Source organism: Streptomyces sp. NPDC047081 (genome assembly GCF_040643775.1).
Classification (GTDB): domain Bacteria; phylum Actinomycetota; class Actinomycetes; order Streptomycetales; family Streptomycetaceae; genus Streptomyces.
This window is the reverse complement of record NZ_JBEYUY010000008.1, coordinates 122,659-147,251: the sequence shown is the minus strand read 5'-3', so window position 1 is coordinate 147,251 and position 24,593 is coordinate 122,659. Positions and strand designations below refer to the sequence as shown.

General features: G+C 70.5%; 20 protein-coding genes. 16 read left to right on the top strand and 4 right to left on the bottom strand.

Annotated elements, in window-relative coordinates; all coding sequences use genetic code 11:
* Positions 1–31 precede the first annotated feature (31 nt).
* The 3 genes from ABZ848_RS17615 to ABZ848_RS17605 all read right to left on the bottom strand — a co-directional run bounded on the left by ABZ848_RS17615 (position 32) and on the right by ABZ848_RS17605 (position 2,843).
* A complete protein-coding gene (locus ABZ848_RS17615) occupies positions 32–1,096 on the bottom strand; it encodes a LacI family DNA-binding transcriptional regulator (RefSeq protein WP_360832310.1) in 1,065 nt (354 codons plus the stop codon).
* Positions 1,097–1,300: 204 nt separating this feature from the next.
* A complete protein-coding gene (locus ABZ848_RS17610; protein WP_360832308.1) occupies positions 1,301–2,257 on the bottom strand; it encodes a hypothetical protein in 957 nt (318 codons plus the stop codon).
* A 211-nt stretch (positions 2,258–2,468) separates the two neighbouring features.
* Positions 2,469–2,843, bottom strand: coding sequence for a response regulator (locus ABZ848_RS17605; protein WP_360832305.1), 375 nt, complete (start codon positions 2,841–2,843; stop codon positions 2,469–2,471).
* Positions 2,844–3,048: 205 nt separating this feature from the next.
* Here ABZ848_RS17605 and ABZ848_RS17600 point away from each other — a divergent pair, with 205 nt between their 5' ends.
* The 3 genes from ABZ848_RS17600 to ABZ848_RS17590 all read left to right on the top strand — a co-directional run bounded on the left by ABZ848_RS17600 (position 3,049) and on the right by ABZ848_RS17590 (position 7,600).
* Positions 3,049–4,401: a sugar ABC transporter substrate-binding protein gene (locus tag ABZ848_RS17600; protein ID WP_360832302.1), complete on the top strand. Its 1,353-nt coding sequence runs from the start codon at positions 3,049–3,051 to the stop codon at positions 4,399–4,401.
* A gap of 115 nt (positions 4,402–4,516) precedes the next feature.
* The gene (locus ABZ848_RS17595; protein ID WP_360832299.1) at positions 4,517–4,819 is read left to right on the top strand and encodes a hypothetical protein; all 303 of its coding nucleotides are present in this window, start codon (positions 4,517–4,519) and stop codon (positions 4,817–4,819) included.
* A 147-nt stretch (positions 4,820–4,966) separates the two neighbouring features.
* Positions 4,967–7,600, top strand: coding sequence for a PAS domain S-box protein (locus tag ABZ848_RS17590; protein WP_360832871.1), 2,634 nt, complete (start codon positions 4,967–4,969; stop codon positions 7,598–7,600).
* 109 nt (positions 7,601–7,709) lie between these two features.
* On the opposite strand, the gene ABZ848_RS17585 is transcribed toward ABZ848_RS17590, so the two are convergent.
* Complete coding sequence (locus ABZ848_RS17585) at positions 7,710–7,871, bottom strand: hypothetical protein (protein WP_360832296.1); 162 nt, start codon at positions 7,869–7,871, stop codon at positions 7,710–7,712.
* 203 nt (positions 7,872–8,074) lie between these two features.
* Here ABZ848_RS17585 and ABZ848_RS17580 point away from each other — a divergent pair, with 203 nt between their 5' ends.
* The 13 genes from ABZ848_RS17580 (at position 8,075) to pgi (ending at position 24,560) form a co-directional block, all read left to right on the top strand.
* A complete protein-coding gene (locus ABZ848_RS17580) occupies positions 8,075–8,749 on the top strand; it encodes a response regulator transcription factor (RefSeq protein ID WP_360832293.1) in 675 nt (224 codons plus the stop codon).
* 53 nt (positions 8,750–8,802) lie between these two features.
* A complete protein-coding gene (gene uvrC, locus ABZ848_RS17575) occupies positions 8,803–10,881 on the top strand; it encodes an excinuclease ABC subunit UvrC (RefSeq protein ID WP_360832290.1) in 2,079 nt (692 codons plus the stop codon).
* Positions 10,878–11,837 (top strand): RNase adapter RapZ, encoded by a 960-nt coding sequence (gene rapZ / locus ABZ848_RS17570; protein WP_360832288.1) that lies wholly within the window; start codon positions 10,878–10,880, stop codon positions 11,835–11,837. The genes uvrC and rapZ overlap by 4 nt, the downstream gene beginning before the upstream one ends.
* Entirely contained in the window at positions 11,834–12,901 is a 1,068-nt protein-coding gene (yvcK, locus tag ABZ848_RS17565; RefSeq protein WP_360832285.1) for a uridine diphosphate-N-acetylglucosamine-binding protein YvcK, read from the top strand. The genes rapZ and yvcK overlap by 4 nt, the downstream gene beginning before the upstream one ends.
* Positions 12,892–13,881: a DNA-binding protein WhiA gene (whiA, locus tag ABZ848_RS17560; RefSeq protein WP_031057649.1), complete on the top strand. Its 990-nt coding sequence runs from the start codon at positions 12,892–12,894 to the stop codon at positions 13,879–13,881. Before yvcK ends, whiA begins: the two co-directional genes overlap by 10 nt.
* A gap of 170 nt (positions 13,882–14,051) precedes the next feature.
* Complete coding sequence (locus ABZ848_RS17555; RefSeq protein ID WP_360832283.1) at positions 14,052–17,006, top strand: M14 family zinc carboxypeptidase; 2,955 nt, start codon at positions 14,052–14,054, stop codon at positions 17,004–17,006.
* Between the two features lie 228 nt (positions 17,007–17,234).
* Entirely contained in the window at positions 17,235–18,242 is a 1,008-nt protein-coding gene (gene gap / locus ABZ848_RS17550; protein ID WP_360832280.1) for a type I glyceraldehyde-3-phosphate dehydrogenase, read from the top strand.
* 132 nt (positions 18,243–18,374) lie between these two features.
* Positions 18,375–19,586, top strand: a complete 1,212-nt coding sequence (locus ABZ848_RS17545; RefSeq protein ID WP_360832277.1) for a phosphoglycerate kinase — start codon at positions 18,375–18,377, stop codon at positions 19,584–19,586.
* 6 nt (positions 19,587–19,592) lie between these two features.
* Entirely contained in the window at positions 19,593–20,369 is a 777-nt protein-coding gene (gene tpiA / locus ABZ848_RS17540; protein ID WP_360832274.1) for a triose-phosphate isomerase, read from the top strand.
* Between the two features lie 100 nt (positions 20,370–20,469).
* A complete protein-coding gene (gene secG, locus ABZ848_RS17535) occupies positions 20,470–20,706 on the top strand; it encodes a preprotein translocase subunit SecG (protein ID WP_108013541.1) in 237 nt (78 codons plus the stop codon).
* A 260-nt stretch (positions 20,707–20,966) separates the two neighbouring features.
* A complete protein-coding gene (locus ABZ848_RS17530) occupies positions 20,967–21,254 on the top strand; it encodes an RNA polymerase-binding protein RbpA (protein ID WP_007448238.1) in 288 nt (95 codons plus the stop codon).
* Positions 21,255–21,586: 332 nt separating this feature from the next.
* Positions 21,587–22,855 (top strand): MFS transporter, encoded by a 1,269-nt coding sequence (locus ABZ848_RS17525; RefSeq protein ID WP_360832271.1) that lies wholly within the window; start codon positions 21,587–21,589, stop codon positions 22,853–22,855.
* 52 nt (positions 22,856–22,907) lie between these two features.
* A complete protein-coding gene (gene pgi, locus ABZ848_RS17520; RefSeq protein ID WP_360832269.1) occupies positions 22,908–24,560 on the top strand; it encodes a glucose-6-phosphate isomerase in 1,653 nt (550 codons plus the stop codon).
* Positions 24,561–24,593 lie beyond the last annotated feature (33 nt).

Below are 24,593 nucleotides of genomic sequence, written 5' to 3'. Positions count from 1 at the left end.
GGGACTGCTTGGACTACTGGGACTGCTCTAGCTAGTCGAACTGCTCGAACTGCTCGGACGTCTGGGGCTGTTGGTGCCCCTCCGGGCACCCGCACGACGTTCGGTGCACGAACGAGCACGGGAGTCGTACCGTGCGGCCGGGGCGATCCGGTTCGCCCAGGCGGTCCAGGAGCACCCGTACCGCCTGGGCGCCGATCTCCCTGCTGGGCTGGGCGATCGCGGTGAGCCGGGGTGAGAACAGGTCGGCCCAGGCGAAGTCGTCGAAACAGCACAGGGCGATGTCGTCGGGCACGGACAGGCCGCGGTCGCGCAGGGCGCGCAGCGCACCGATGGTCATCGCGTTGTTGGCGGTGACGAGGGCGGTGGGCGGGGCGGTGAGGGAGAGCAGGGCGGCGGTGGCCTGTTCGGCGCCGGCCGAGGCGGAGTCGCCGTGCACCACGAGGCGTTCGTCGTGGGCGAGGCCGGCGGTGGCCAGGCCGTGCCGGTAGCCGGCGATGCGTTCGCGGGTGGTGCTGAGCCCGGGCAGACCGGCGACGAGGGCGATGCGGCGGTGGCCGAGTTCGGCGAGGTGGGTGACGAGCCGGGCGGTGGGTCCGGTGCTCTCGGCGCAGACCTGGTCGTAGCGGGGCGTGCCACCGGCGGCCGGGGGATCGACGAGCCGGTCGAGGAAGACGGCCGGGACCTCGTGGCGGCCGAGGTAGGCGAGGAGTTCGCGCGGGTCGGCGGAGGGGGCGACGATCATGCCGTCCACCCGGCGTTCGTGCAGCAGCTGGACGACCTTGCGCTCGTGGTCGGGGTCGTCGTGCGGGTCGGCGATGAGGAGGCTGTAGCCGTGTTCCAGGGCGCCGGCCTCCACACCCTGGAGGATCTCCGTGAAGTACGGGTTGCTGATCGCCGAGACCGCGAGCCCGATGGAGCGGGTGCGGGAGGTCACCAGGGAGCGGGCGAGCGTGTTGGGGGTGTAGCCGAGGCGGTCTATCGCGTCCAGGACGGCCTGGCGGGTGCGGGGGAGGACGGGGCGGGTGTCGTTCACGACGTGCGAGACGGTCGCCACGGACACACCGGCGCTCCGCGCGACGTCGGCCATGGTGGCCATACGGTCCCCTCTCCTGCTCGGCGCCAACCCCTCGGTCCGGTGTGGACACCTCGGCGCAGACCCTCCGGCGGGGAACGTATCCCATCCGAGCGCACACGTAAACGCTTGCGTAAGCGTTTACGTCCCTCCGCGACCAGACCGACCACGCCGAGCCGGGCACCGGGCTACGCAAGCCGGCCCTGGACAGCAGCCCTCACCCCAGGCTCACTCCCAGTCCCACCCGATCCCCACAACCCCCGTCCGCACCCGTGGTTCGACGAGGTGGACCGAGCGGTGGAGGCCGCTGAGGGGGAGTTCCTGGCGGCCGCTGCGAGGGGCCGCCGGGGAGTGCTGGGCGAAGCGGTGGCAGCGAATCGGGAGGGCGCGTTCGTCGAAGTGGACCTGGAGCGCGTACTGCCCGCCCGCCGGGCCGAAACCGCGGACGTACTCGCGGGAGACACCGCCCGTGCCGTCGTCGACGCCGTAGCGGAAGAGGAAGGTGTCGCCGGCCCGCAGCCGGGTGTCGAAGAGCAGCTCGGCCACGAGGACACCGGTGTCGTGGTGCACGCGCACGCGTCCCGTGCGGCAGTTCTCCAGGGCGTGCACCCGCATGCGTTCCGGCGCGCAGTCCGGGTCGCCGTGGTGGACGGCCACGAAGCGGTCGACGCCGTCCTTGTGGGCGCGCACGATGTGATGCGACTCGCGCCCCGCCAGCTCACGGCGCGCCCCTATCCGTACCCGCTCGTGGTGGCCGAGGGTGTGCAGCCCGCCGTCCGGTGGCAGGTCCAGTTCGGACAGCATGCGGTCGAGGACGTCGGAGGCCTGCACCAGGGAGCGGTAGGAGCGGGCCGCGGGCCGCTGCCCCGAGGCGTGTTCGTCGGTCTCGGCGAGCAGCCGGATCAGGGACTCCTCCGGCAGCTGCAGGATCTCCTCCAGCGCGCGTACGGCGCGCAGCGACTCGGGGCGCTGCGGGCGGCGGGCACCCTGCTGCCAGTAACTCAGGCTGGTGACGCCGACCTTGACGCCGTAGCGGGACAGATGGTGCTGCACGCGCTGCAGTGGCAGCCCGCGGGCGGCGATGGCGGCGCGCAGCGCGACATGGAAGGGGCCGCCTCGCAGGGCCGAGTCCAGTTCCGCGGTGACGACGGCGGCGACGTCCGCGTGCTGTGTGACGTGCGGCATGCAGGGGCCTTTCTGTGAATGCTCGCTACGGCTGGTCGGGCCGGCTTCGCGCTGGGTTCAGGGGCCACCCCGTCGGCGCCGGGGAGTCTTCACATCCGTACGCCGTCGTTCACGGCCCCGAGTTCCCCCGCATTGAAGCGTGTTGACCAAGTCCCGACAACACCTGATGCGCAACAGCATCGTGCTCCTGGCCGAGACCCGATCAGCGGCCTCAAGTCGGCGCGGCCGTACCGTCGTTGCCGAGGACCTCCCTGATCGCCCGTGCGGACAGGTCGGACTTGTGCAGGAAGCCGCGGGCCGGACTGACGGCGACCAGTTCCTGGAAGTCATCGAGGGAGTGCGTGGAGATCAGGATGATGACGGAGGTGACCCGGCCGGCCAGTTCGGCCGCGACGTCGAAGCCGCTCTCGCCGTCGAGGTCGAGGTCCACCAGGACGATGTCGGGGGCCAGTTCGGCCGCCCGCGCGAGCGCTTCCGCACCCGTCGAGGCCATGCCGACGACAGGTATGCCGTCGCGTTCGAGCAGGGTACGAGCGGCCTCCAGGAACCGGATGCTGTCATCGACGAGAAGACAGCGCATGGACATGCGGACAGCGTCCCAATCGGCGGTTGATTGCGCTTTCCAGCTAGCCGGAAAGACTCGGGGGCGCGCGGTACCTGTCAGCTGGAATGTGCTGAAGGCCTGTGCCGAACCGGCGAGTTGACGGTTACCCCGCGCAGCGGCACGTCACCGGCGGTAGCATGAGCGCGCCCTGGGGATGGCCGAACGTCCGGTCGAGTGGGGGTGTGCCATGCATGCGTCGCTCAGCAGGATTCTGGTCTCGGGGCTGTCGGCAACCGCCCTGTTGCTGGCCGGATGCGGTGGGAGCGGGGGCGGCGAGACGAAACAGCCCCGTAGCGACACGACCTGCGACGGGAAGATCGAAGGCGTCGCGCACATCACGGTGTGGTTCCACTCCGAGCAGAGCAGCGAGATCGGCACCCTGCGCAGCCAGGTCAAGGAGTTCAACAAGGCTCAGCACCAGGTTCGGGTCGAACTGGTCTCCCTTCCCGGACGCAGGCCCTACCGCGAGCTCGTCGACTCCGCCGCGGCCAGCGGCGACCTGCCCGACCTGCTCGACTTCGACGGACCGAACCTCTACAGCTACGCCTGGTCCGGCAAGATCAGGCCGATCGGCTCCTGTGTGCCGGCCGCTCTCCGGGCCGATCTGCTGCCCTCGATCCGCCGGCAGGGCACGTACGCGGGACAGCTCTGGGGCGTCGGCACCTTCGACTCCGGCATGGGCCTCTACGTGCGCAAGTCGGTGCTGCGGAAGGCAGGCATCCGTATCCCCGAAGGCGCCGGGGACGCCTGGACCGCCGACGAGTTCACGGGCATCCTGCACCGGTTGCGCAAGCAGGGCTACCGGACGCCGCTCGACCTCTACCTCTACTCCATCAAGCCCGGCGACGAGTGGCCCACGTACGGCTTCGCGCCCGCGGTGTGGTCGGCGGGAGGTGACCTCATCGACCCGAAGAGCTACCGGACGGCCGACGGCTATCTCAACAGCCCCGCGACCGTGAAGGCACTCACGACGATCCAGGGCTGGGTCAAGGAGGGTCTCGTCGACCCGGGCAAGGACGACCGGGCGTTCGTCGAGGGACGCAGTGTCATTTCCTGGCTGGGGCACTGGGTCTACGGCGACTACACGGAGGCGTTCCCCGACGACGTGGGGATCGTGCCGCTGCCCGACTTCGGAAAGGGCACAGTCACGGGGATGGGGTCCTGGCAGTGGGGCGTACCGGCCGGCGAGGCCGACGGGGACGCGGTCTGGCGGTTCCTCGCCTTCCTGCTGAAGCCGGAGCAGGTCCACCGGATGACCGTGGCCAACGGTGCCATCCCGGCTACGAACAGTGCGGTGAAGCTCTCCACGCAGTACGGCCCGAACGGCCCCGAGCACCTCTACATCGAGCAACTGCGCAGCGGGGTGGCCCGGCCGCGCCCTCAGACTCCCGCCTATCCGGCGATCACCGACGCGTTCTCCTGGGCCTTCAGGAAGATCATCCTCGACCGGGCCCCGGTCGAGAGCACCCTCGATCAGGCGGCCGACCGCATCGACAAGGACCTCGCGGCCCACGACGGCTATCCGCAACAGGGCCCATGACCCCGGCCGCCGACGTCCGCATCCCCAAGGGCACCGGGGACGCCTGGACCGCCGACGAGTTCACGGGCATCCTGAGGAAACTCCGCAAAGTGGGGCACCGGGCGCCGCGCCCGCGGTGTGGTCGGCGGGAGGTGACCTCATCGATCCGAAGAACTGCCGGACGGCGGACGGCTTCCTGAACGCTCCGCAGGCCGTCGCAGCGCTCAAGACCGTGCAGGGCCGGGCCGAGGCGGGCCTCGTCGACCCCGACGAGGACGACCGGGCCTTCGACGAGGGCCGCAGCGGTGTCGCCTTCCACAGGGCCTTCGCGCGGATCCTCCTCGACCGCGCCCCGGCCGACACCGAGCTCGACCGGGCCGCCAGGGCCGTCGACAAGGACCTGGCCGACCACCAGCACTACCCGCCCACCGGACGCTGAGGACCGGCCGTGCGTCGCCCCCCGCCCTTGCGAAGACAAAGGTCTACGGCGCCCAAGTCCCGTTCCCGGCAGGGCCGCACCCCCTTCCTCGCCCGCCTCCGCGTCGGCCGCAAGCTGACGCTGCTCGTGCTGCTGCCGGTGACCGGCATGCTGGTCTTCACCGCGTTCAGCGCCGTCGGCCAGGGCGAGGAGGCGCGCACACTGGACCGCTTCGACCAGGCGACCGGGGTGTCGTTCGCGACCACCGAGGTCTCCGATGCCGTCGCCGGTGAGCGCATCGCGGCCGTACTGGCCAGGCTGCGCCCAGGAAGGGCCGCCACGGCCGAGCGCTCCGCGGCCGAGCGGACCACCGACCGCGTGCTGCTGCGCGCCGCCGACCGGGCCAACTCCTGGCCGCACTCCGATGTCGTCGGCAAACTCGACGCCGTCAGCCGTCAACTGCACGCCGTGCGCGTGGAGACCGGCACCGGCTCGCTGACCGCCCCGGACGTCGTACAGCGCTACCAGTCGGTCGAGAACCAATTGCTCGACACCGTCGCCGGCCTGGAGTCCGGGCGTCCCACCAGAGCGGCGGGCCGCGCGGCCGACGCCCATGTCGCGCTGCTGGAGGCCATCGAGGCCGGCGAACGCGAGCGTGCCGAGGTGGCCATCCTGCTCGACGCCCCCGCCGGACGCAGCGCGGCCGCCGCCGGGCGCTGGCCCGCCCTGGAGGAGGCCCAGCTGCGGGAGTTCCGGCAGAACACCTCCGACCGGCTGTGGGCCGAGGTGTACACCATCCAGTTCGAGGCGCCCGGCCGGACCGTCCGCAAGGTCCGCGACCTGCTCACCGCCGCCGACCCGCAGACCTCCCGCCGGCCTTCGTACGACAGCTGGCTGGCCGCCTCCGGGGCGCGCGTCCAGTCGCTGCGCGCCGTCCAGGACCGGGCCGCACGCGAACTCGCCCGCACGGCCGCGCACGACCTGCACACCGCGCGGACCCGGGCGGTGCGCGACCTGGCCCTCTCACTCACCGTCCTCGGCGTCGTCACGGTCCTCGCCCTGGCCCTCAGCCGCTCGATCACCCGGCCGCTGAGCGAGGTCTCCGCGGGCGCGCGGGCGCTGTCGGACGGCGATCTGTCGTACGACATCCGGTACGCGGGACGCGACGAACTCGGGGACGTCGCCGACACGTTCCGCGCACTGCGTGTGACCACTGAACGACTGGCCGCCGAGATCCGTTCCATGAACACCGCGATCGACGACAACCGGCTCGGACACCGCGCCGACGTCGGCTCCTTCCTCGGCACCTGGGCCCAGTTGCTGGGCGGCATGAACGGAACCATGGCGTCCTTCGCGGCCGCGCACGGCCGGCGCAGGAAGGCCGAGCGGGAACTGGAGAGCATCTTCAACCTCTCCCTCGACCTGCTGTGCATCTCGGGGCTCGACGGCTATCTGAAGCGGGTCAACCCGGCGTTCGAGCGCACCCTCGGCTACTCGGGAGAAACGCTTCTGTCCAAGCCGTACATCGAGTTCGTGCACGAGGAGGACCGAGCCGGCACCCGCGCGGCCCTCGAACGGCTGGCGGTCGGCGTCGAACTGGCCGAGTTCGAGAACCGCTACCTGCGCGCCGACGGCAGCGAGTGCTGGCTGCAGTGGAGCGCCCGGCCGGTCCCCGAGGAGGGCCTCATCTACGCCGCCGCCCGCGACGTCACCGAGCGGCGCCGGGCCGCCGAGGAACAGGCCGCGCTGCGCCGGGTCGCCACCCGCGTGGCACACGGCGCCCCGCCCTCCGAGGTGTTCTCGAAGGTGGCGCGGGAGGTCGGCGACCTGCTGAGCACCAACGCCGCCGTGCTGCGCAACGAACCCGACGGCAGCCGTACGGTCCTGGGGACCGTGCACTGGATACCCGAGGAGCCCGAGGAGGCCACGCGCGAGGTGCGCCGGGCCGCGGCCCACGAGGCGCTGATGGAGGTGACCCGGACCCGGCAGGCGGCCCGGGTCGGCCGAGCCGTGGCCGCGCCCATCGTCGTGGACGACCGGCTGTGGGGCTTCGTCGTCGCCGCCTCCGCGCTGGACACGTTGCCCGAGGGGACCGAGTCGCGGCTGGCGGACTTCACCGAGCTGGTCGCGACCGCCATCGCCAACGCCGACAGCCGCGACCAGCTGACCGCTTCACGCGCGCGCGTGGTGGCCGCCGGGGACGCCTCCCGGCGCCGTATCGAGCGCGATCTGCACGACGGCGTCCAGCAGCGGCTCGTCGCGCTCCAACTCGACCTGCGGCTGGCCGAGTCCATGCTCACCGATCCGGCGTCCGAGCTCGCCGAACAGATCGCCCATGTGAGCAAGGGCCTCGACGACGCCTTCCAGGACCTGCTCCAGGTGGCCCGCGGCATCCACCCGGCCATCCTGTCCAAGGGCGGCCTGGGCCCCGCGCTGCGCTCGCTGGCCCGGCGCTCCGCCGTCCCCGTGGAACTCGATCTGCGACTGCCGGCCACCCGTTTCCCGGAGCAGCTGGAGGTGGCCGCGTACTACGTCACCTCCGAGTGCCTCACCAACGCCGCCAAACACGCGCACGCGCGCGTGGTGCGTGTCGACGCCGGGATCCGTGACGACGTCCTGGAGCTGACCATCGCCGACGACGGCGTCGGCGGCGCCGAGACCGGACGGGGCTCCGGCCTCATCGGCCTGATCGACCGGGTCGAGGCGATCGGCGGCAAGCTGACCGTGAGCAGCCCGCCGGGCCGGGGCACGACCATGCGGGTGCGGCTGCCCCTGAGCGGCGGACCCGCGACGCAGGTGTGACCGCCCGGGCGTACGCGGAGGGGAGTCGTCCAGGACGGGGGGCCATGGACTCGGTGACGTACGCGTACGTCCGGGCGGTCGATACGGACGGTGAGGCTGCCGTCCGGTCCTAGGGGCGGTCGGTGCCGCCGCGCTGCGCGTCGCCGATCTGCTTGGCGCGCACGATGTCGGGGTCCCTGGGGTCCAGGACGTCGCTCCACGCGTGCGTGTCGTCCTGGTACCGGCGGGCGCGGACCGGCCGCCGCTGCTTCTCGATCCGCGTCCGACGCATTCCCGCAGCCCTTCGCCCCGTGGCCCGCCGGCTCTCGCCCGAGCCGGCCGGCCCACTTGCTCTGCATTGGTAAGAGAATCGCTCCGAGACGTCCTCATGTCGTCACGGGAGGCCTCCAATTCCGCTTCCGGCTAGCCGTAATCCCGCCGGTCGGGCAGGCTGTTGGGCGCGCATCGATAGGTCGGGCAAGGGGAGCCGGGGCCATGGACGACGCAACGCAGCAGCCCGCGCGGGGGCGGGTCGTTCTCGCCGACGACGACGTGTTGCTCAGGGAGGGACTGGCCAGCCTGTGCGAGCGGGTCGGCTACGAGGTGGTGGGACAGGCCGGTGAAGCCGCGGGGCTTCTGGAGCTGGTCGCCACGCACCGCCCCGACCTCGCGATCGTCGACATAAGAATGCCGCCGGACCACTCCACCGAGGGCCTCAAGGCGGCCCGCACCATCCGTGACCGCCACCCCGCCACCGGCATCCTCGTGCTGTCGGCGTTCGTCGAGGTCGAGGAGGCGCTGGAGCTGCTGGCCAGCGGCCGCAAGATCGGCTACCTGCTCAAGAGCCGGGTCACGGTCGTCGACGAGTTCATCGAGGCCTTGGAGCGCATCCACCGGGGCGGCTCGGTCGTCGACCCCTCCCTGGTGCAGGAGCTGTTCTCGGTCCACCGCCGCGACGACCCGCTGTCCCATCTCAGCGCCCGCGAGAAGGAGGTCCTGGCCCTGATGGCCGAGGGCCGCTCCAACGCCGGCATCGGCCGCCGCCTGTGGGTCACCGAGGGCACGGTGGAGAAACACGTCCGCAGCATCCTCGGCAAACTCCACCTCACCGAGGACACCGACGACCACCGCCGGGTACTGGCCGTACTGACCTTCCTGGAGTCGCGCTAGGCGCCGTCCACAGGCCCGTCGGAGTGTCGGTGCTCGCCAGTAGGGTGTGAGACATGGCCGACCCCTCCAGCTACCGCCCCAAGCCGGGACAGATCCCGGACTCTCCCGGGGTGTACAGGTTCCGCGACGAGCACCGCCGGGTGATCTACGTCGGAAAGGCGAAGAGCCTGCGCCAGCGCCTGGCGAACTACTTCCAGGACCTGGCGAACCTGCACCCGCGCACCCGGACGATGGTCACCACCGCCGCGTCCGTGGAGTGGACCGTGGTGTCCACGGAGGTCGAGGCTCTGCAGCTGGAGTACTCCTGGATCAAGGAGTACGACCCCCGGTTCAACGTCAAGTACCGCGACGACAAGAGCTACCCGTACCTCGCGGTGACGATGAACGAGGAGTTCCCGCGCGTACAGGTGATGCGCGGTCAGAAGCGGAAGGGCGTGCGCTACTTCGGGCCGTATGGGCACGCGTGGGCCATCCGCGACACCGTGGACCTGCTGCTGCGCGTCTTCCCCGTGCGTACCTGCTCGGCCGGCGTCTTCAAGAACGCCACCCGCACCGGCCGCCCCTGCCTGCTCGGCTACATCGGCAAGTGCTCCGCCCCCTGCGTCGAGCGCGTCACGCCCGAGGAGCACCGCGAACTGGCCGAGGAGTTCTGCGACTTCATGGCCGGCCGCACCGGCACGTACATCCGCCGTCTGGAGAAGCAGATGACGGAGGCGGCCGAGGAGATGGAGTACGAGCGGGCCGCCCGCCTGCGCGACGACATCGAGGCCCTGAAGAAGGCCATGGAGAAGAACGCGGTCGTGCTCGCCGACGCGACCGACGCCGACCTGATCGCGGTCGCCGAGGACGAGCTGGAGGCGGCCGTACAGATCTTCCACGTCCGCGGCGGGCGGGTGCGCGGCCAGCGCGGCTGGGTCACCGACAAGGTCGAGGAGATCACCACCGGCGCCCTCGTCGAGCACGCCCTGCAGCAGCTCTACGGCGAGGAGAAGGGCGACTCCGTCCCCAAGGAGGTCCTCGTCCCCGCCCTGCCCGACCCGGTGGAGCCGGTCCAGGAGTGGCTCGCCGACCGCCGCGGCTCGGGCGTCTCGCTGCGCATCCCGCAGCGCGGCGACAAGAAGGCCCTGATGGAGACGGTCGAGCGCAACGCCCAGCAGGCCCTCGTGCTGCACAAGACCAAGCGCGCCTCCGACCTCACCACCCGCTCGCGCGCCCTGGAGGAGATCGCCGAGGCCCTCGACCTGGACAGCGCTCCGCTCCGCATCGAGTGCTACGACATCTCCCACCTCCAGGGCGACGACGTGGTCGCGTCCATGGTCGTCTTCGAGGACGGGCTGCAGCGCAAGAGCGAGTACCGCCGCTTCCAGATCAAGGGCTTCGAGGGCCAGGACGACGTCCGCTCCATGCACGAGGTGATCAACCGCCGCTTCCGGCGCTACCTCGCCGAGAAGGAGAAGACCGGCGAGTGGGTGGACGACGGCCACGAGGACGGCCTCGCGGGTGAGGCGGGCGAGGGCCTGACGAACGGCAACGGTCTCAAGAACGAGGACGGCCGGCCCAAGAAGTTCGCCTACCCGCCTCAGCTCGTCGTCGTCGACGGTGGTCAGCCCCAGGTAGCTGCCGCCAAGAAGGCTCTCGACGAGCTGGGCATCGACGACGTCGCCGTCTGCGGTCTCGCCAAGCGCCTGGAGGAGGTCTGGCTGCCGGACGAGGACGACCCGGTCGTCCTGCCCCGCACCAGCGAGGGCCTCTACCTGCTGCAACGCGTGCGTGACGAGGCGCACCGGTTCGCGATCACCTACCAGCGCACCAAGCGGGCCAAGCGTTTCCGGGCGAGCCCGTTGGACGACGTGCCCGGCCTCGGCGACGCTCGTAAACAGGCGCTTCTTAAACACTTCGGTTCTTTGAAGAAACTTCGGTCCGCCACCATCGACCAGATCTGTGAGGTCCCCGGCATAGGCCGCAAGACGGCCGAGACGATCGCCGTGGCCCTCGCCCAGGCGGCTCCGGCCGCACCAGCCGTCAACACGGCCACTGGAGAGATCATGGAAGAGGAACCCGGCACCATGGGTTCCGGTGGGGAGCCCGTGACGACGGGCGCCCCGGACGAACGACGGGGGCAGGAGACATGAATGTGAACAAGCACGACGGGCAGCAGGACCAAGGCGGAGACGGAGCACAGGTGAGTACGGGCACGACCAGCGAGACGGCCGCGGTTCCCGACGCGGCCATCCCCGAGCTGGTGATCATCTCCGGCATGTCCGGTGCGGGAAGGTCGACGGCCGCCAAGTGTCTGGAGGACCTCGGCTGGTTCGTCGTCGACAACCTGCCGCCCGCGCTGATCCCCACCATGGTGGAGCTCGGCGCCCGCTCGCAGGGCAACGTGGCGCGGATCGCGGTCGTCGTCGACGTCCGCGGCCGGCGCTTCTTCGACAACCTCCGCGAGTCCCTCGCCGACCTCGACAGCAGGGGCGTCACCCGGCGGATCGTCTTCCTGGAGTCCTCCGACGACGCCCTGGTCCGCCGCTTCGAGTCGGTGCGCCGCCCGCACCCCCTCCAGGGCGACGGCCGCATCGTCGACGGCATCGCCGCCGAGCGCGAGCTGCTGCGCGAGCTGCGCGGAGACGCCGACCTGGTCATCGACACCTCCAGCCTCAACGTGCACGAGCTGCGCGCCAAGATGGACGCCCAGTTCGCCGGCGAGGAGGAGCCCGAGCTGCGGGCCACCGTCATGTCCTTCGGCTTCAAGTACGGCCTCCCGGTCGACGCCGACCTCGTGGCGGACATGCGCTTCCTGCCGAACCCGCACTGGGTCCCGGAGCTGCGCCCCTTCACCGGCCTGAACGAGGAGGTGTCGGCGTACGTCTTCAACCAGCCCGGCGCCAAGGAGTTCATCGACCGCTACGCCGAGCTGCTCAGGCTCATCGCGGCCGGCTACCGCCGCGAGGGCAAGCGGTACGTGACGATCGCCATCGGCTGCACCGGCGGCAAGCACCGCTCGGTCGCCACCTCGGAGAAGCTCGCCGCACGCCTCGCGGCCGAGGGCGTGGAGACCGTGGTCGTACACCGGGACATGGGACGCGAATGACGGAACGTTCTTCGCGGCTGAGCCGACTGCGCCGGGTGGTGCCCGAGTCCCGCGTGAGCCGGACCATCGAGGCCCGCGGTGCCCGGCCGCGCCGGCGCGGGGCCCAGCCCAAGGTGGTCGCGCTGGGCGGCGGCATGGGCCTGTCCGCGTCGCTCGCCGCACTGCGCCGGATCACCGGCGACCTCACCGCCGTCGTCACCGTGGCCGACGACGGCGGCTCCAGCGGCCGCCTCCGGGACGAGCTGGGCGTGCTGCCGCCCGGCGACCTGCGCAAGGCGCTGGCCGCGCTGTGCGGGGACGACGACTGGGGCCAGACCTGGGCCCGCGTCATCCAGCACCGCTTCCAGTCCAAGGGAGACCTGCACGAACACGCGGTCGGCAACCTCCTGATCGTCGCCCTCTGGGAGCAGCTCGGCGACCATGTCCAGGCCCTCGACCTGGTCGGCAAGCTGCTCGGCGCGCACGGGCGCGTGCTGCCCATGTCCGCCGTACCCCTGGAGCTGCAGGCACTGGTCCGGGGGCACGACCCCGAGCGGCCGGAGGACGTGGGCACCGTGCGCGGGCAGGCGACCGTGGCGCTCACGCCCGGCGAGGTGCAGTCCGTGCACCTGGTGCCGCACGACCCGCCCGCCGTGCCCGAGGCCGTCGAGGCGGTCCTGGACGCCGACTGGGTGGTCCTGGGGCCCGGCTCCTGGTTCTCCTCGGTCATCCCGCACCTGCTGGTGCCGGAACTGCTGGATGCGCTCACGGAGACGAAGGCGCGCCGGGTACTCTCGCTGAACCTCGCCCCGCAGCCCGGAGAAACCGACGGCTTCTCCCCGCGGCGTCATTTGGAGGTTTTGGGACGACACGCCCCTAAACTCGCCCTGGACGTGGTGCTGGCCGACGAGGCCGCCGTGCCCGACCGTGATGTGCTCACCGAGGCCGCAGGGCGGCTCGGAGCCGCGGTCGAGCTGGCTCCGGTCGCCCGGAGGGACGGAACTCCGCGGCATGATCCGGAGCTGCTGGCCGCCGCGTACGACCGTATTTTTCGGATGCATGGAAGGATCGGCCCATGGCGATGACGGCAGCGGTGAAGGACGAGATCTCCCGGCTCCCCGTCACCCGGACCTGCTGCAGAAAGGCGGAGGTCTCCGCCATTCTGCGGTTCGCCGGCGGCCTCCACCTGGTCAGCGGGCGCATCGTGATCGAGGCGGAGCTGGACACCGCGATGGCGGCCCGGCGCCTGAAGCGGGACATCCTGGAGATCTTCGGCCACTCCTCCGAGCTGATCGTGATGGCACCCGGCGGACTGCGCCGCGGCTCGCGTTACGTCGTCCGGGTCGTCGCCGGCGGCGACCAGCTGGCCCGGCAGACCGGCCTGGTGGACGGGCGGGGCCGCCCGATCCGCGGGCTGCCCCCGCAGGTGGTCTCCGGGGCGACCTGCGATGCCGAGGCCGCCTGGCGCGGCGCGTTCCTGGCGCACGGTTCACTCACCGAGCCCGGCCGCTCCTCCTCCCTGGAGGTGACCTGCCCGGGCCCCGAGGCCGCGCTCGCCCTGGTCGGCGCCGCCCGCCGGCTGTCGATCGCCGCCAAGGCCCGCGAGGTGCGCGGGGTCGACCGGGTGGTCGTCCGCGACGGCGACGCGATCGGCGCCCTGCTCACCCGCCTCGGCGCCCATGAGTCGGTGCTGGCCTGGGAGGAGCGCCGGATGCGCCGCGAGGTGCGTGCCACGGCGAACCGTCTCGCCAACTTCGACGACGCCAACCTCCGCCGCTCCGCCCGCGCGGCCGTCGCCGCCGGCGCCCGCGTCCAGCGCGCGCTGGAGATCCTCGCCGACGACGTCCCCGAGCACCTCGCGGCGGCCGGCCGGCTGCGCATGGAGCACAAGCAGGCCTCGCTGGAGGAGTTGGGCGCGCTCGCCGACCCGCCGCTCACCAAGGACGCCGTGGCCGGCCGCATCCGCCGGCTGCTCGCGATGGCCGACAAGCGCGCCTCCGACCTCGGCATCCCGGGTACGGAGTCCAGCATCACCGAGGAGATGGCCGACAACCTGGTCGGCTGACGCCGCGTCAAGCTCGCTCAACACGCCGGTGCCGGCGCCCACTCGGGGCGCCGGCACCGGCGTATCTCTGCGCTCGTTTGTCTGTCTTTGAGGCACTCTTGACTCGATCATGAACTGTCATGAGCCTGGCATCTGTTCGCTACTGCGGCGGACCATTGCTAGGGGGGTTCATGAGACACAGAGCGAGATCGATCCTCGCTGTCGGCGCGCTCCTGATCGGCGGAGCGAGCCTCGCACCCATCGCGCAGGCGCAGAACGGGACTTCACAGGGGAACGACCCCAACGAGGTCAACGTCTACCGCGCCGAAGTCACGGCCAAGCAGGTACCCCTGCTGCTGGCCGCCGGACAGGACGGTCACGAACTCGGCGAGCAGGTCCCCGCGAAGGGGACGGCCAACGTCGAGGTCTACCTCACCGACCAGCAGGCCAAGTCCCTGGAGAAGAAGGGCGTCGACCTCACCGAGCACACGCTCTCGGCCAAGGCCGAGGCGCGGGTCGAGGACGCCGCCGAGGGCGTGTACCGCCCGTACAGCGGAAGCGGTGGGCTGAAGGAGGAGATCGTCCGGACCGGCCAGGAGAATCCCGGCCTCACCAAGGTCGTCTCCATCGGCAAGACGATCAACGGCCAGGACATCCTCGCCCTCAAGCTCACCAAGGGCGCGAAGAAGTCCAAGGACGGCTCCAAGCCCTCGGTCCTCTACGTGTCCAACCAGCACGCGCGCGAGTGGATCACGCCGGAGATGACGCGGCGTCTGATGCACTACTACATCGACAACTACAAGACCGACAAACGCATCAAGAAGATCGTCGACTCCACCGAGCTGTGGTTCGTGATCTCGGCCAACCCCGACGGCTACGACTACACCTTCCAGAACTCCGACACCCGTCTGTGGCGCAAGAACCTGCGGGACGTCAACGGAGACGGCGTCATATCCACCGGCGACGGCGTCGACCTCAACCGCAACTTCGCCTACAAGTGGGGCTACGACGACGAGGGTTCGTCCCCCAACCCCACCAGCCAGACCTACCGCGGCGCGAGCCCCGGCTCCGAGCCCGAGACGAAGGCGCTCGACAACTTCGAGAAGCGGATCGGCTTCTCGTACGGCATCAACTACCACTCCGCCGCCGAGCTGTTGCTCTACGGCGTCGGCTGGCAGGTCGCCACGCCGACCCCCGACGACGTCCTCTACAAGGCGCTCGCCGGTACGCCGGACAACTCCGCGATCCCCGGCTACCGCCCGCAGGTCTCCTCGGAGTTGTACACGACGAACGGCGAGGCGGACGGCCACGCGGCCAACGTCAACGGCATGTCGATGTTCACCCCGGAGATGTCGACCTGCCAGACCGCGTCGGGCATCGACCCGAACGACCAGTGGAACGCGGCCGACTGCCAGTCGGTGTTCAACTTCCCGGACGACGAGAAGCTGATCCAGCAGGAGTTCGAGAAGAACATCCCGTTCGCGCTCTCGGTCGCCGAGACCGCCGCGCACCCCGACACGCCCTCCTCCTCGCTGGGCCTGACGGCGGCCGACTTCACCCCGGCCAAGTTCGCCACGTCGTACTCGCGCGGCGCCGACCAGGAGGTCTCGGTCGTCGTACGCAAGTCCGTGCGCGACAAGGAGCTCAAGTACCGCGTCAACGGCGGCCGTACGCAGGACGAGGACCTCAAGGCATGGAAGGGCGGCGAGACCTACGGCGGCGAGGACAACCTGCGCTTCGACGAGTACCGGGCCAAGGTCAGGGACGGCGACCCGGGCGACAAGGTCGAGGTCTGGTTCACCGGTGAGACGAAGAGCGGCAAGAAGGTCGCCGGCGAGCACTTCACCTACACCGTCGCCCAGCGCGCCAAGGCCGACACCCTGGTCGTCGCCGAGGAAGGCGCCGCCGCCACGCAGGCGCAGACCTACGTCGACGCGCTGAAGGCCAACGGCCGCAAGGCGATCGTCTGGGACGTCGCCACCCAGGGCGCGCCCGACGCGCTCGGTGTGCTGGACCACTTCGCCACCGTCGTCCACTACACCGGCGCGAGCGTCCCCGGCGTCGCCACCCAGCTCCAGCTGCGCGCCTTCCTCAACGAGGGCGGCAAGCTGATCGAGGCGGGCGAACAGGCCGGCGGCAACGTCGACCTCGGCGGCGGCACCCTCTCCGACGACTTCAGCCAGTACTACCTGGGCGCCTACTCGCGTACGTCGACCCCCGGGGCCACCGGCTTCACCGGCTCCGGCAAGCTCGACGGCGCCGGTGCGGCCCTCGGCGCCGCCTCCGGCAACCCGCTCGACAAGGCGGGCACCTACGGCGTCACCTCCGACTCGCTGCCCGCCGACAAGTACCCGCAGTTCGCCAGCGCCGGGGCGGGCCAGTTCGCGGGGACGGTCAACCCGTACGGGCCCTACGCGGGCTCCTACATGGCGGCGGCCGTGCACACCGACGACGCGTACAAGCGCCTCACCCGCACCGTCGACCTCACCGGTGTCACCGCGGCCCAGCAGCCGACCCTGCGCAGCCAGCTGCTGTGGGACACCGAACCCGGCTACGACCATGTGATCGTCGAGGCCCACACCACCGGCGCCGACGACTGGACGACCCTCCCGGAGCTGGGCGGCGCGAGCACCCAGACCGTGCCCTCGGAGTGCGGGGCGGGCTTCCTGATCAACGAGCACCCGTGGCTCAAGCACTACCTGACGATCGGGAACAACGCCTGCACCCCGACCGGCACCAGCGGCGCCTGGAACAGCCTCACCGGCGCCTCCAGCGGCTGGCAGCAGGTCAACTACGACCTGAGCGCCTACGCCGGCAAGTCCGTCGAGGTCTCGATCAGCTACGTCACCGACCCGGGCACCGGCGGCCACGGAGTCCTCGCCGACGACGCCTCGCTCGTCCTGAACGGCACGCCGGCCCAGACCGAGGGCTTCGAGACCTCGCTGGGCGCCTGGAGCGTGCCCGGACCGCCCGCGGGCAGCCCGGCCGTCCTCCAGGACTGGGCCCGCACCGGGGCGCTGTTCAAGACGTACGGCGCCGTCACCACCGACCGGACCGTGCTGCTGGGCTTCGGCCTGGAGCACGTCACCGCGGCGGCTGACCGCAACACCCTCGTCAAGAAGGCCCTGGCGGCCCTCGAAGGGTGAACTCCCTGGTCAACGATGACTAGCTCACCGTAGTCAAAAAGAGTGATCAGGCCTTCCGGCCCGGGCGGTCCGTACCCCTACTGGCGGGTACGGACCGCCTGCCCGTGTATGGGGCATCTCGATGTCACTCCGGGGCCCTCAGGGAGGTAGGGTCGTGGGTGGTCGGGGACATCCCAAACAGAGCTCGCCGGCACCGCATGGCCGGCGTACCAACGAGGAGATCGGTTCGTGACGATCCGCGTAGGCATCAACGGCTTCGGTCGTATCGGTCGCAACTACTTCCGCGCGCTGCTGGAGCAGGGTGCTGACATCGAGATCGTGGCTGTCAACGACCTGGGTGACACCGCGACCACCGCTCACCTGCTGAAGTACGACACCATCCTGGGCCGCCTCAAGGCCGAGGTCTCGCACACCGCCGACACCATCACCGTCGACGGCAGGACCATCAAGGTCCTGTCCGAGCGCAACCCCGCCGACATCCCGTGGGGCGAGCTGGGCGTCGACATCGTCATCGAGTCGACCGGCATCTTCACGAAGAAGGCCGACGCCGAGAAGCACATCGCCGGTGGCGCGAAGAAGGTCCTCATCTCGGCTCCGGCCAAGGACGAGGACATCACCATCGTCATGGGCGTCAACCAGGACAAGTACGACCCGGCGAACCACCACGTCATCTCCAACGCCTCCTGCACCACCAACTGTGTGGCGCCGATGGCGAAGGTCCTCGACGAGAACTTCGGCATCGTCAAGGGTCTGATGACCACGGTGCACGCGTACACGAACGACCAGCGCATCCTGGACTTCCCGCACTCCGACCTGCGCCGCGCCCGCGCCGCCGCGGAGAACATCATCCCGACCACGACCGGTGCCGCCAAGGCCACCGCCCTGGTCCTGCCCCAGCTCAAGGGCAAGCTCGACGGCATCGCGATGCGCGTCCCGGTCCCCACCGGCTCGGCCACCGACCTGGTCGTGGAGCTGGAGCGCGAGGTCACCAAGGACGAGGTCAACGCCGCGTTCAAGAAGGCCTCCGAGGGCGAGCTCCAGGGCTACCTGGCGTACACCGAGGACCCGATCGTCTCCTCGGACATCGTCAGCGACCCGGCCTCCTGCACCTTCGACTCCTCCCTGACCATGGTCCAGGAGGGCAAGTCGGTGAAGATCCTCGGCTGGTACGACAACGAGTGGGGCTACTCCAACCGCCTCGTCGACCTCACGGTCTTCGTGGGCAACCAGCTCTGATCTGATCCCCAGAGCAGGCAACTCGATGTGAACGCAGGGCTCGGGCGGCGCAGGGACGCGCCGCCCGGGCCCTGACTCGCGTACGCAGCAGCCCTCGTACGATCAGAGCAACCCTCACCAGGAGCCTCCCTCATGAAGACGATCGACGAACTTCTCGCCGAAGGCGTGGACAACAAGCGGGTCTTCGTCCGCGCCGACCTCAACGTGCCGCTCGCCGACGGCCTCATCACCGACGACGGCCGCATCCGCGCCGTACTGCCCACCGTCAAGGCCCTCGCCGAGGCGGGCGCCAAGGTGGTCGTCGCCTCCCACCTCGGCCGTCCCAAGGGCGCCCCGGACCCGGCGTTCTCCCTGCTCCCGGCCGCCGAGCGGCTCGCCGAACTCCTCGGCGCCCCGGTCGCGTTCGCCCAGGACACCGTCGGCCCCGCCGCCCACGACGCGGTGAACGGGCTGCAGCCCGGCCAGGTCGCGGTCATCGAGAACCTGCGCTTCAACGCCGGTGAGACGTCCAAGGACGACACCGAGCGCGGCGAGTTCGCGGACCAGCTGGCCGCCCTCGCGGACGTCTACGTCGGCGACGGCTTCGGTGCGGTGCACCGCAAGCACGCCTCCGTGTACGACCTCCCGGCCCGGCTGCCGCACTACGCCGGCTACCTCATCGCCACCGAGGTCGGCGTCCTGAAGAAGCTCACCGACGAGGTCCAGCGGCCCTACGTGGTCGTCCTCGGCGGCGCCAAGGTCTCCGACAAGCTCGCCGTCATCGACGAGCTGCTCGGCAGGGCCGACCGCATCCTCATCGGCGGCGGCATGGCCTTCACCTTCCTCAAGGCCAAGGGCCACGAGGTCGGCGCCTCCCTCCTCCAGGAGGACCAGATCCCGGCGGTCCTGGAGTACATCGAGCGCGCCGAGAAGACCGGCGTCGAGCTGGTCCTGCCGGTCGACGCAGTGGTCGCCCCCGCGTTCCCGGACCTGAAGACCAAGGCCCCGGCCGACGCCACCACCGTCGCCGCGGACGCCATCCCGGCCGACCGGATGGGCCTGGACATCGGTCCGGCCTCCGGCAAGCTGTACGCCTCGAAGATCACCGACGCCGCCACCGTCTTCTGGAACGGCCCGATGGGCGTCTTCGAGCACCCCGAGTTCGCCGAGGGCACCAAGGCGGTCGCCCAGGCTCTCCTCGACTCCCAGGCCTTCACGGTGGTCGGCGGTGGCGACTCCGCCGCGGCCGTCCGCATCCTGGGCTTCGACGAGACCGCATTCGGCCACATCTCTACCGGTGGCGGCGCCTCCCTCGAATACCTCGAGGGCAAGACGCTCCCCGGGCTCGCCGCACTGGAGGACTGACCCTTTATGAGCACGCGCACGCCGATCATGGCGGGCAACTGGAAGATGAACCTCAACCACCTCGAGGCCATCGCGCACGTCCAGAAGCTCGCCTTCGCCCTGGCCGACAAGGACTACGAGGCCGTAGAGGTCGCCGTCCTGCCGCCCTTCACCGACCTGCGCTCCGTGCAGACCCTCGTCGACGGCGACAAGCTCAAGATCAAGTACGGCGCCCAGGACATCTCGCAGCACGACTCCGGCGCCTACACCGGCGAGATCTCGGGCCCCATGCTGGCCAAGCTGAAGTGCACGTACGTGGTCATCGGCCACTCCGAGCGCCGCCAGTACCACGCGGAGACCGACGAGATCGTCAACGCCAAGGTCAAGGCCGCCTACAAGCACGGCCTGACCCCGATCCTGTGCGTCGGCGAGGAGCTGGAGGTCCGCGAGGCGGGCAACCACGTCTCGCACACCCTCACCCAGGTCGAGGGCGGCCTCAAGGACCTCCCGGCCGAGCAGGCCGAGTCCGTCGTGATCGCCTACGAGCCCGTGTGGGCCATCGGCACCGGCAAGGTCTGCGGCGCCGAGGACGCGCAGGAGGTCTGCGCCGCCATCCGCGGCAAGGTCGCCGAGCTGTACACCCAGGAGCTGGCCGACCGGGTCCGCATCCAGTACGGCGGCTCCGTGAAGTCGGGCAACGTCGCCGAGATCATGGCGCAGGCCGACATCGACGGGGCCCTGGTGGGCGGTGCGTCGCTGGATGCCGACGAGTTCGTCAAGATCGTGCGCTTCCGGGACCAGTGAGTAGGCCCTAGCGGCGATCCGTCGTACCCTTGCGGGGGCATGGTAGGCAGCTACCGTGCCCCCGTTCTTTTCATCCGAATCCGAGAGAGTTGGTCCAGCCGTGGTTTTGGGGTTCTCGATCGCCCTGATCGTCTTCAGCCTGCTGCTGATGCTGCTGGTGCTGATGCACAAGGGGAAGGGCGGCGGCCTCTCCGACATGTTCGGTGGCGGCATGCAGTCGTCCGTCGGCGGCTCCTCGGTCGCCGAGCGCAACCTCGACCGCATCACCCTGGTGATCGGTCTGCTGTGGTTCGCGTGCATTGTCGTCCTCGGCATCATCATGAAGACGAACAGCTGAGCAGCAACGCACACGCAGCACCTGCATTCCGCACGTAACGCCCCATGTTCGGTACGCGCAGCTGAGCGCGGCCTATCATGGGGCTTGCGTCCAGATGTGGGGGCTGTAACTCCAATCACTGGACGCGCGTTGGGCCTTACGTAGACTGAGGCGCTCGCAACGAAGCGACACGCCGACTCGCTTCGCGGCACCATCACGCAGGGAGTTACACCGTGGCAAGTGGCAACGCGATCCGAGGAAGCCGGGTCGGGGCGGGGCCGATGGGCGAGGCCGAGCGCGGCGAGTCCGCGCCGCGTCTGCGCATCTCCTTCTGGTGCTCGAACGGGCACGAGACGCAGCCCAGCTTCGCCAGCGACGCGCAGGTTCCGGAGACCTGGGACTGCCCGCGCTGTGGCTTCCCGGCCGGACAGGACCGGGACAACCCGCCGGACCCGCCGCGCACCGAGCCCTACAAGACGCACCTCGCGTACGTCCGGGAGCGGCGCAGCGACGCGGACGGCGAGGCGATCCTCGCCGAGGCGCTCGCCAAACTGCGGGGCGAGATCTAGGGCCTGCCCGGCGGATCAGGCCGGAGCAAAGTGGCGGTGCCAATGTGGCGCAGGGGAGCGGGGCTTGGTGCGTGCAGCTGCAAGGCGGAGGAGGGAGTCGACGCGGAGCGTCGGCGAGTGACGACAACGCGGCAGATGCGCGTGCCAAGCCCCGCGTCTCCGGCATGATCCGCTGGGCAGGCCCTGGGAGTTGACGGCCGGCCGGGCACCGAGGGGTGCCTGGCCGGAGGTGTTTCACGGCCGGGTGGCCGGCCGCTCGCGGACCGATTGTCAGTGGTGCCCTCTACGGTTTGTTCATCGCCTTCGTGGCGAGTGGGACCGGAGGGGGAGCTGTGGCGGTGGTCGAGTCTGCGGGCGTGCGCGCGCCTGCGTGGCGTGGGGGATTCGGGCGGTTGTGGACGGCCGCGGTGGTGTCCCGGTTCGGGGACGCGCTGTGGGGTGCGGCGCTGCCGCTGCTCGCCGCCTCGCTGACGGACCGGCCCCTGCTCATCGCCTCCGTGACCGCCTGTGGCTATCTGCCCTGGATCGTCTTCGGCCTGCTCGGCGGCGCGGTCGCGGACCGGGTCGACCAGCGGCGCGCGATGTGGACGGTCGACGCGGTACGAGGGCTGCTCGTCGCCGCCTTCGCGGTGGCCGTCGCGCTCGGTCACGCCTCCATCGCGCTGCTCATCGCGCTCGCCTTCGCCCTGACCACCCTGCAGACCCTCTTCGACAACGCGGCCACGGCCCTGCTGCCGGCCCTGGTCGACCGGGACGCGCTCGGCAGCGCGAATGCCCGTCTGATGACCGGGCAGCAGATCGCGGGAGGCCTGATCGGGGCGCCGGTGGTGCCCCTGCTGATCGCCGCGGGGGCTGCCGTGCCCTTCGCGGCGGACGCGGCGACCTTTCTGGTGGCCGCCGCGCTGATGGCTTCGCTACGGATCGCGGTGCCCGAGCGCGGGCCGAGACCTGTGGGCAGCACCCTGCGCCGGGAGATCGGCGACGGTATGCGCACCCTGTGGCACGACCGGGCCCTGCGTGGGCTGTGTGCCGCGACGGCCCTGTGCAACATCGGCATGGGTGCCCTGATCGCCACCCTGGTGATCCTGGTGACCGGCTGGCTCGACGCCGGCACCGCCGGATACGCGGCGGCGACCACCGCCTACACCGTCGGCGGCCTCGCCGGGGGCGCGGGGAACCGGCGGATCGTCACCCGGCTCGGCCCGACGCGGAGCGTGCTGCTGGCCGGAACCGTGCAGATCGGTGCCCTCGTCGTCATGGGCTCGGTGCGCAGCCTGGCCGCGACGGTGGCGGCGCTGGCCGTCTTCGGGTTCATGGGCATGGTGTGGAACGTCAACACCACGACCCTGATGCAGCAGCGGACCCCCGCCGAGCTGCTGGGCCGGGTCAGCTCCGCCTTCCGCACCCTGGCCGTCGCCGGGGCCCCGCTGGGCGCCCTGCTCGGCGGCGCCGTCGCCACGGCCTGGGGGCTGAACACACCCGCGCTGCTCACCGCCGCGTTCTTCGTCCTGTCGGTCCTCGCGCTGATACCCGGGCGCCAGCCGGACGTACCTGTTGTTGCGCCGGACGACGACGCCACGACGGCTCACGCTCCGCGCTGATCAACTAGGTTGGAACAGCTGGGACAGGCACGAAAGAAGGCTGAAGTCGGACATGAACGCAGACGGCCGTACCAGGCTCAACCAGACGCCCGAGTGGACCGCGCTGGCCAAGCACCGTGAGGAACTCGCCGACACCGGTCTGCGGGAGCTCTTCGCCGCCGACCCGGACCGCGGCACCGGCTACAGGCTCCAGGTCGGCGACCTGTACGTCGACTACTCCAAGCACCTGGTCACCGACGAGACCCTGCGGCTGCTGCGCGAGCTGGCCGCCGCCACCGACGTGGCAGGGCTCCGGGACGCGATGTTCCGCGGCGAGAAGATCAACACGACCGAGGACCGCGCCGTCCTGCACACCGCCCTGCGGGCCCCGCGCGACGCGGTGATCGAGGTCGACGGGGAGAACGTCGTGCCCAAGGTGCACGCGGTCCTCGACAAGATGGCCGACTTCGCCGGACGCGTCCGCTCCGGCGAGTGGACCGGCCACACCGGCAGGCGCATCAAGAACGTGGTCAACGTCGGCATCGGCGGCTCCGACCTGGGCCCGGCGATGGCGTACGAGGTGCTGCGTTCGTTCACCGACCGCGACCTGACGGTCCGCTTCGTGTCGAACGTCGACGGCGCCGACCTGCACGAGGCCACCCGCGACCTGGACGCGGCGGAGACGCTGTTCGTCATCGCCTCGAAGACCTTCACCACCATCGAGACGATCACCAACGCGACCTCCGCGCGCGACTGGCTGCTCGGCGAGCTGAAGGCCGGTCAGGAGGCCGTCGCCAAGCACTTCGTGGCGCTGTCGACCAACGCGGAGAAGGTCGCCGACTTCGGCATCGACACGGCCAACATGTTCGAGTTCTGGGACTGGGTCGGCGGACGGTACTCGTACGACTCGGCGATCGGCCTCTCTCTGATGATCGCCATCGGCCCGGACCGCTTCCGTGAGATGCTCGACGGCTTCCGGCTGGTCGACGAGCACTTCAGGACCGCGCCCGCCGAGTCCAACGTGCCGTTGCTGCTGGGCCTGTTGGGCATCTGGTACGGCAACTTCCACGACGCCCAGTCGCACGCGGTGCTGCCGTACAGCCACTACCTCTCCAAGTTCACGGCGTATCTGCAGCAGTTGGACATGGAGTCCAACGGCAAGTACGTCGGCCGGGACGGGCGGGAGGTCGACTGGCAGACCGGGCCGGTGGTGTGGGGCACGCCGGGGACCAACGGGCAGCACGCGTACTACCAACTCATCCACCAGGGCACGAAGTTGATCCCGGCGGACTTCATCGGCTTCGCCGAGCCGGTGGCCGAGCTGAGCGACGGGCTCAAGGCGCAGCACGACCTGCTGATGGCCAACTTCTTCGCGCAGACGCAGGCGTTGGCCTTCGGCAAGACGCCGGACGAGGTGCGGGCGGAAGGCGTGCCGGAGGAGCTGGTCGCCCACAAGACGTTCAAGGGCAACCACCCGACCACGACGATCCTCGCCCGTGAGCTGACCCCGTCGGTGCTCGGGCAGCTGATCGCCCTCTACGAGCACAAGGTGTTCGTGCAGGGCGCCGTCTGGAACATCGACTCCTTCGACCAGTGGGGCGTCGAGCTCGGCAAGGTGCTCGCCAAGCGTGTAGAGCCCGCACTGACGGAGGGCGCGGAGGTGCCGGGCCTGGACGCGTCCAGCAAGGCGCTGGTGGCGAAGTACCGGGAGCTGCGCGGCCGGTGAGACGAGACGGGGTGCGGAGAGGAGATCCTCGCC

Coding starts and splice junctions, on each gene's coding strand:
- ABZ848_RS17555 (WP_360832283.1), top strand. CDS start 14,052: ATGAGACACAGAGCGAGATCGATCCTCGCTGTCGGCGCGCTCCTGATC.
- rapZ (WP_360832288.1), top strand. CDS start 10,878: ATGAATGTGAACAAGCACGACGGGCAGCAGGACCAAGGCGGAGACGGA.
- ABZ848_RS17610 (WP_360832308.1), bottom strand. CDS start 2,257: ATGCCGCACGTCACACAGCACGCGGACGTCGCCGCCGTCGTCACCGCG.
- yvcK (WP_360832285.1), top strand. CDS start 11,834: ATGACGGAACGTTCTTCGCGGCTGAGCCGACTGCGCCGGGTGGTGCCC.
- ABZ848_RS17605 (WP_360832305.1), bottom strand. CDS start 2,843: ATGTCCATGCGCTGTCTTCTCGTCGATGACAGCATCCGGTTCCTGGAG.
- ABZ848_RS17600 (WP_360832302.1), top strand. CDS start 3,049: ATGCATGCGTCGCTCAGCAGGATTCTGGTCTCGGGGCTGTCGGCAACC.
- ABZ848_RS17615 (WP_360832310.1), bottom strand. CDS start 1,096: ATGGCCACCATGGCCGACGTCGCGCGGAGCGCCGGTGTGTCCGTGGCG.
- uvrC (WP_360832290.1), top strand. CDS start 8,803: ATGGCCGACCCCTCCAGCTACCGCCCCAAGCCGGGACAGATCCCGGAC.
- ABZ848_RS17590 (WP_360832871.1), top strand. CDS start 4,967: ATGCTGGTCTTCACCGCGTTCAGCGCCGTCGGCCAGGGCGAGGAGGCG.
- ABZ848_RS17530 (WP_007448238.1), top strand. CDS start 20,967: ATGGGCGAGGCCGAGCGCGGCGAGTCCGCGCCGCGTCTGCGCATCTCC.
- whiA (WP_031057649.1), top strand. CDS start 12,892: ATGGCGATGACGGCAGCGGTGAAGGACGAGATCTCCCGGCTCCCCGTC.
- ABZ848_RS17580 (WP_360832293.1), top strand. CDS start 8,075: ATGGACGACGCAACGCAGCAGCCCGCGCGGGGGCGGGTCGTTCTCGCC.
- ABZ848_RS17545 (WP_360832277.1), top strand. CDS start 18,375: ATGAAGACGATCGACGAACTTCTCGCCGAAGGCGTGGACAACAAGCGG.
- pgi (WP_360832269.1), top strand. CDS start 22,908: ATGAACGCAGACGGCCGTACCAGGCTCAACCAGACGCCCGAGTGGACC.
- ABZ848_RS17585 (WP_360832296.1), bottom strand. CDS start 7,871: ATGCGTCGGACGCGGATCGAGAAGCAGCGGCGGCCGGTCCGCGCCCGC.
- tpiA (WP_360832274.1), top strand. CDS start 19,593: ATGAGCACGCGCACGCCGATCATGGCGGGCAACTGGAAGATGAACCTC.